General features: G+C 71.5%; 6 protein-coding genes. 2 read left to right on the top strand and 4 right to left on the bottom strand.

Features of this window, described 5'->3' with window-relative positions; translation table 11 throughout:
• Positions 1-395: hypothetical protein (locus ABT127_RS16705; protein WP_351449865.1), on the top strand; the 395-nt coding region annotated here is incomplete at its 5' end.
• A 109-nt stretch (positions 396-504) separates the two neighbouring features.
• On the opposite strand, the gene ABT127_RS16700 is transcribed toward ABT127_RS16705, so the two are convergent.
• A complete protein-coding gene (locus ABT127_RS16700) occupies positions 505-1,038 on the bottom strand; it encodes a MarR family winged helix-turn-helix transcriptional regulator (RefSeq protein ID WP_351449862.1) in 534 nt (177 codons plus the stop codon).
• A gap of 158 nt (positions 1,039-1,196) precedes the next feature.
• Here ABT127_RS16700 and ABT127_RS16695 point away from each other — a divergent pair, with 158 nt between their 5' ends.
• Positions 1,197-2,468 carry an MFS transporter gene (locus ABT127_RS16695; RefSeq protein ID WP_351449914.1) on the top strand — a complete coding sequence of 424 codons (1,272 nt, stop codon included), beginning with the start codon at positions 1,197-1,199 and terminating at the stop codon, positions 2,466-2,468.
• Positions 2,469-2,480: 12 nt separating this feature from the next.
• Here the strand turns inward: ABT127_RS16695 and ABT127_RS16690 are convergent, their stop codons facing one another.
• The 3 genes from ABT127_RS16690 to ABT127_RS16680 form a co-directional block, all read right to left on the bottom strand.
• A complete protein-coding gene (locus ABT127_RS16690; protein WP_351449859.1) occupies positions 2,481-3,326 on the bottom strand; it encodes a class I SAM-dependent methyltransferase in 846 nt (281 codons plus the stop codon).
• A gap of 61 nt (positions 3,327-3,387) precedes the next feature.
• Positions 3,388-5,052, bottom strand: a complete 1,665-nt coding sequence (locus tag ABT127_RS16685; protein ID WP_351449856.1) for an ATP-binding SpoIIE family protein phosphatase — start codon at positions 5,050-5,052, stop codon at positions 3,388-3,390.
• A gap of 155 nt (positions 5,053-5,207) precedes the next feature.
• On the bottom strand, positions 5,208-6,617 hold the full coding sequence (locus ABT127_RS16680; RefSeq protein WP_351449853.1) for an NAD(P)/FAD-dependent oxidoreductase: 1,410 nt from the start codon (positions 6,615-6,617) through the stop codon (positions 5,208-5,210).
• Positions 6,618-6,671 lie beyond the last annotated feature (54 nt).

Here is a 6,671-nt window from a genome sequence, read left to right as displayed (position 1 = left end):
ATCTGGCGTTGATTTTTGGCACGCTGTTGAGTTCTCAAGGAACGGACGCTTCCTTTGTACTCACCCTCTCGGGCTTTCCTCCGGGCGCTTCCCTTTGGTATTTCGTGTTTCCGACTCTATCAGACCGTTTCACCGGCCGATTTCCTCGGGGTCTTGCTTCGCTTTCCGGCCTTTCGGCTTTCCGGCGAGTCCGACTCTATCAGATCCTTTCGGGCCTGATTCCCAGTCAGGGGGCTTGTCTTTCCGGCCTGTTGGGCCGTTCCGACGTCTCAAACTTTAGCGGATCCCTGCGGCAGTTCCTAATCGAGGTGATCGGGACGTTCGCAACCCAATTTCGAATTGAATTCGGACACGCCGAAAACAATCCCGCTCTGGGAGATCGTGCTGGTGTTTGAGTGCCGCTTCAGCGGCTGGAGGTGCTGTCGGAGAACCGTTACGGCTCCGCGGCAACCCGAAGAACTTTACGGATCCGGCGGACCCGTGTCAACCCCCACCCTGACTGTCTCAGTCAAGGTCGTTGAGCCGGCCGCCCGCGTCCGGCTGGGCGTGCTCCACGCGGCGCAGGAGGCGGGTCAGGACCTCGCCGAGGGCGGTGCGCTCCGTCGGGGAGAGGTCCTGGAGGAGGTCCTCCTCGAAGACCGTGGCCAGTCGCATGGCGGCGAGCCACTTCTCGCGGCCGTCCGCGGTCAGCTCCACGATGACGCGGACCCGGTTGTTCTCGTCCCGGTCCCGGGTGACCAGGCCCTCCTGGACCATGCGGTCGATGCGGTGGGTCATCGCGGCCGGGGTGAGGCCGAGCCGCTTCGCCAGGTCGCCGGGGCCCAGGCGGTAGGGGGCGCCCGAGAGGACCAGGGCCTTGAGGACCTCCCACTCGGTGTTGCTGATGCCGATCTCGGAGGTCTGCCGGCCGTACGCGACGTTCATCCGGCGGTTGAGTCTGCCCAGCGCCGAGACGATCTGCTCGACCTGGGGGTCGAGGTCCTGGAACTCCCGCTGGTACGCGGCGATCTGTTCTTCGATGGTCGGCTCGGCTGCCATGCGGCGAAGTATGGCACGGCGCTGGTTGGCGTTGAAGTCCTTCGGTATGTATTGTTTAGCTTCTAACTTTAGCTTCGAAGTCTTCAGGGTTGAGCGCTGGCCGGTCTCCCTGGGGGCTTCTTCGTTGTGTGAAAGGGCAGGTGAAAGTGACCAGGGCGATGGGCGCCGCGATGCGGCGTGTGCAGGTGGGTAGCGCGCTGAGTTCGTTCGGCGTGGGCTTCACGGTTCCGTTCCTCTACGTCTACGTGGCGGAAGTGCGGGATCTGGGCGCCAGTGCGGCGGGGATCGTGCTCGCCGCGTTCGCGATGGCGGCCCTGGTCGTCCTGCCTTTCACCGGCCGTGCCATCGACCGACGGGGCCCCATGCCCGTACTGCTCGTGGCGTCCGGTGTCGCGGCCGTCGGGGCGCTCGGGCTCGGGCTCGCGAGCACGGAGACCGCGGCCATCGGGGCCGCCGCCGTCCTCGGCGCCGGAACCGCGGTGCTGCAGCCGGCGCTCGCCACCATGATCGTGTGGTGCTCGACGCCGGAGACGCGGACGCGGTCCTTCGCCACCCAGTTCTTCCTGCAGAACCTCGGGCTCGGCATCGGCGGGCTCATCGGCGGCCAGATCGTCGACGAGAGCCGCCCGGAGAGCTTCCTGCGGCTGTTCGCCATCGAGGCCGTGATGTTCCTCGTGCTCGCCGCGATCGTGTGGACCGTGCGCATGCCGGAGGGCGCCGCGCTCGGTGAGGCCGCGCCGAAGGACGCGGCCAGGGGCGGGCTGCGGACGCTGCTCGGGCACCGGGCGATGGTGCAGCTGTGCGGACTCGGGTTCGTGCTGTTCTTCGCCTGTTACGGGCAGTTCGAGTCGGGGCTCAGCGCCTACGGCGTCGAGGCCGCCGGGATCTCGGCGTCCACGCTCGGGATCGCGCTCGCCGCCAACACCGCGATGATCGTCGTCGCGCAGTTCGCCGTGCTGAAGTTCGTCGAGCGCCGCAAGCGCTCGCGGGTGATCGCCGGTGTCGGGCTCATCTGGGCCGTCGCGTGGATCGCCGCGGGCTACGCGGGGCTCGGACATGCGAGCCAGGCCATGGCCACCGCCGCGTTCGTCTCCACGTACGCGCTCTTCGGGCTCGGTGAGGCGATGCTGTCGCCGACCGTGGCGCCGCTGGTCGCCGACCTCGCCCCCGCGGGGATGGTCGGCTCGTACAACTCGGCCTTCGCGCTGGTGAAGCAGCTCGCGCTCGCGGTCGGGCCGGCCGTCGGCGGGCCCATGGGCGCCGCGCTGCACGGCCCGTACATCGTGACGTTCCTGCTGTTCTCGCTGGGCATCACCGTGCTGGCGCTGCGGCTCGGCAAGCGGCTGACCCCGCTCCAGGACCAGCCGTCGCTCGCCAGCGCCCGTGTGGTGCGGGTCAGCAAGCCGGAGCCCGCGGCCGCCGACGCCTGAGCGGGGCGCGGGTCAGCGGACCGCCGTCGTCAGCGTCGCCGTGAAGGGCAGCGTCACCGAGCCGTCGGGGGCCGCCCGGTCCGCGAAGCGGGCGGCGAAGAGGTCGCCCGCCTCGCGCAGGGCGTCCGGCGCGGCGAGCGTGCTCCACGGCAGTGCCGAGAAATGGCCGGGCACGTAGTCGGTGAGGGGCGGGAGCGTCACGTCGAGCGTGATCGGGCGTGACTCCACCTCATGGAAGCCCGCCCGGCGCAGGGCGGTCGTGAGGACGTCGCCCGTGACGGCGAAGGCGCGGGTGAAGTCGGCCGCCGCCTGTTCGCCCGCGTGTTCGGCGAGGGTCTCCCGCTGGGCGAGGAAGTACGGGGAGCGGTCCAGGTGGCTCCAGGTCGTGGCGGCGAAGCGGCCGCCCGGCGCGGTCACCCGGGCCGCTTCCGCGCACACGGCCGTCAGGTCCGGGAAGAACTGGGCGCCCTGCTGGCACAGGACCGCGTCGAACGCGCCGTCGCCGTGCGGCAGCCGGTCGGCCGGCGCCTCGGCGAACTCGATGTCGGGGTACAGGTGCGGCCGGTGCGCCACCGCCACCCGCAGCATCCCGGGGCTGACGTCCGTGCCGTGCACCCGGCCCGTCGGACCGACCCGGGCCGCCGCGAGCCGGGCCGTGAACCCCGTACCGCAGGCCAGGTCGAGCACGGTGTCGCCGGGGCACAGTCCGGCGGCGTCCACGAGTGCGGTGACGAAGGGGGCCATGAGGGGGGCGACGTACTGCTCGTAGCGCTCGGGGGCGCTGCCGGTGGGGCGAAAACCTGAGACGGGTACGGAGACGGGTGCGGAGACGGGTGCGGCATCTGCTGCGTCTGTCATACGGAGCTGATAGCAGCCCGGGGCCGCCTTGCCCAGGGTCTCCGCAGCAGGGCGTGCGCCCCTACGGTCTGTCCGGCAGCACGAATTCGCACCACACCGCCTTGCCGCCGCCCGGTGTGCGGCGCGATCCCCAGTTCGAGGCGATGGTCGCGACGATGGCGATGCCGCGGCCCGTCTCGTCCGCCGGTTCCGCGCGACGGCGGCGCGGAAGGTGGTCGTCGCCGTCGGTGACCTCGACGATCAGGCGGCGGTCGGTGCGGCGCAGCCGCAGGCGCATCGGCGGGATGCCGTGCTGGAGCGAGTTCGCCACGAGCTCGCTGGCCGCCAGGACGCCCAGGTCGTGCAGTTCGGGGGCGAAGCGCCAGCTGGTGAGGACGCCCGAGGCGAAGGCGCGGGCGCGCGGGGCCGCCTCGATGCCGCCGAGGAGTTCGAGCGCCGCGTTGCGGAACAGCTCGCCGTCGGAGCCCTTGCGGGCCGGGTGCTGGAGGACCAGGACCGCCACGTCGTCGTCGTGGTCGGCGGTCACGCCCGCGGCCCGGATCAGCCGGTCGCAGATCACCTGCGGGGTGCCCGTCGCGCCGGACAGCGCGTGTTCGAGCGCGGCCACGCCCTCGTCGATGTCCTCGTCCCTGCGCTCGACCAGGCCGTCGGTGTAGAGGACCGCGGTCGAGCCCGGGCCGAGCGGCACCGAGCCCGACGCGTGCAGCCAGCCGCCGGTGCCGAGCGGCGGGCCGGTCGGCTCGTCGCCGCGGTGGATCGTGCCGTTCTCGTCCCGTACGAGGATGGGGAGGTGGCCCGCCGACGCGTAGACGAGGCGGCCCTCGTTCGGGTCGTGGACGGCGTAGACGCAGGTGGCGATCTGCTGCGGGTCGATCTCCGTAGCGAGCCCGTCCAGGAGTTGCAGTACCTCGTGCGGCGGCAGGTCCAGGCGCGCGTAGGCACGGACCGCCGTGCGGAGCTGGCCCATCACCGCCGCGGCGCGCACCCCCCGGCCCATGACGTCGCCGATGACGAGCGCGGTGCGGCCGCCGCCGAGGGTGATGACGTCGTACCAGTCGCCGCCGACCGCGGCCTCGGTGCCGCCGGGCTGGTAGGTGGCGGCGATGCGCAGGTCGTCGGGCTCCTCCAGTTCCTGGGGGAGCAGCGAGCGCTGGAGGGTGACCGCGGTCTCGCGCTGCTTGCGCTCGCTGGTGCGCAGCCGCTCGGCCGCTTCCGCGTGGTCGGTGACGTCGGCGGCGAAGACCAGGACGCCGGGTCCCTCGGCGGTCTCCAGCGGGGTGCAGGTCACCGTGTACGAGCGGCCGCCGGACGTCCTGCGGGACTTGACCGTACGGGGTTTGGCGCTGCGCAGGACCTGGTCGAGGAGCGGGAGCAGGCTCAGCTCGTCGAGCTCGGGCAGGACCTCGCGGGCCGGTGCGCCGGGCGGGCGGTCGCCGAAGGCGGCGACATAGGCGTCGTTGACGTACGCGACGCGGTGATCCGGTCCGTGCACGAGGGCGACCAGGCCCGGGATGCGGTCGAGGACGGCGCGGACCGGCAGCCCGTCCACCCCCGCGCCGCCCGCGCCCTCGGGGTCCTCCGCGGGGGACGGGCCGTCGTCGGGCAGGTGCTCGGCGCGGGCGGGCGGCACCGCGCCGTCGCCTCGCTGGGGTACGCCGTGGTCGGCCCGCGCTGCGGCGCGGCGCTGCGTTCCGGGAAGTCGGGCGCTCCAGCGCGTGAAGTTCACTTGGGAAAGGCCTCGTGGGGTCGAGGGAGGGCGCAGGGCCCGCCCATGGTCGTGGACCAGTCTGGCCGACCGTACTGACAAACGTCAGACGCCGGTGCACGGAAGGGAGTTCCGCGCTCCGGTCAGCAGGGCGTCAACTGAAGAGGTGGCCGATGTCAGGGAGACTCTTTGGGAACTCCGGAGGGTGGGGCGGAAGGGTCCTCAGGGGGGAGGTCACCGGCCGCCAGTTCGAACTCGGCGCGTGGTCGTTCCAGCGAGCCGAGCGAGACGATCTCCCGCTTGAACAGGCCGGACAGGGACCATTCGGTCAGGACGCGGGCCTTCCGGTTGGCGGTGGGCACCCTGCTGAGGTGATAAACGCGGTGCATGAACCAGGCAGGGTAGCCCTTCACCTTGCGTCCGTAGACGTGCGCGACACCTTTGTGCAGACCGAGCGAGGCCACGGAACCCACGTACGCGTGCCGGTAGTCGGTCAGCGGTGCGCCGCGCAGGGAGGCCGCGATGTTGTCGGCGAGCGTCCTGGCCTGGCGGACCGCGTGCTGGGCGTTGGGCGCGCACTCCTTGCCCGGCGCGGTGACGTCCGGGACCGCCGCGGCGTCGCCCGCTCCCCAGGCGTGCGGCGCGCCGTCGACGGCTAGCGCGGGGGTGCACCGGAGCCGGCCGCGGTCGGTCAGCGGCAGGTCGGTGGCGGCCAGCAGGGGGCTCGGTTTCACCCCGGCCGTCCACACGACCGTACGCGTGGGGAGGCGGGAGCCGTCGGAGAGGACCGCGACCCGGTTCTCGCAGGACTCCAGGCGGGTTTCGAGGCGTACGTCGATGTTCCGGCCGCGCAGTTCGCGGATCGTGTACAGGCCCATCTCCGGACCGACCTCCGGCAGGATCCGGCCCGACGCCTCGACCAGGATCCACTTCAGGTCCTCGGGTTTGACGTTGTGGTAGTACTTCGCCGCGTACCGGGCCATGTCCTCCAGCTCGCCGAGCGCCTCCACTCCCGCGTATCCGCCGCCGACGAAGACGAAGGTCAGCGCGGCGTCGCGGACCGCCGGGTCGCGGGTGGAGGAGGCGATGTCGAGCTGCTCGATGACGTGGTTGCGCAGGCCGATGGCCTCCTCGACCGTCTTGAAGCCGATGCCGTGGTCGGCGAGGCCGGGGACCGGCAGGGTGCGGGAGACCGAGCCGGGGGCCAGGACCAGTTCGTCGTAGCGCAGCGGGGCCGGGCCGGTGCCCTCCTCGTCGCTGGCGAGGGTGGTGTACATCGCCGTGCGCTTGGCGTGGTCGACGGAGACGACCTCCCCGACGATCACCCGGCAGTGGCCGAGGACCCGGCGCAGCGGGACGACCACGTGGCGCGGGGAGATGGATCCGGCGGCGGCCTCCGGCAGGAACGGCTGGTACGTCATGTACGGGTCGGGGGTGACGACGACGATCTCCACGGCGCCGCCCCGGAGTTCGTGTTTGAGCCTTTTCTGGAGGCGCAGGGCGGTGTACATCCCGACATAACCGCCGCCGACGACCAGGATGCGGGCAGGGTCCTGCTTCGGCTCCGGGGATGGCGTCCTTGGCATCGTCACCGTCCCATGACGCATCGGACCCTTGATTTTGTCCACAGCCCCGGCAAA

It is taken from the genome of Streptomyces sp. NPDC001904 (assembly GCF_040297005.1).
Lineage (GTDB): Bacteria > Actinomycetota > Actinomycetes > Streptomycetales > Streptomycetaceae > Streptomyces.
The sequence above is the reverse complement of the archived record's forward strand: the minus strand, read 5'-3'. Positions and strand labels throughout refer to the sequence as shown.

Coding starts and splice junctions, on each gene's coding strand:
- ABT127_RS16700 (WP_351449862.1), bottom strand. CDS start 1,038: ATGGCAGCCGAGCCGACCATCGAAGAACAGATCGCCGCGTACCAGCGG.
- ABT127_RS16695 (WP_351449914.1), top strand. CDS start 1,197: ATGGGCGCCGCGATGCGGCGTGTGCAGGTGGGTAGCGCGCTGAGTTCG.
- ABT127_RS16690 (WP_351449859.1), bottom strand. CDS start 3,326: ATGACAGACGCAGCAGATGCCGCACCCGTCTCCGCACCCGTCTCCGTA.
- ABT127_RS16680 (WP_351449853.1), bottom strand. CDS start 6,617: ATGCCAAGGACGCCATCCCCGGAGCCGAAGCAGGACCCTGCCCGCATC.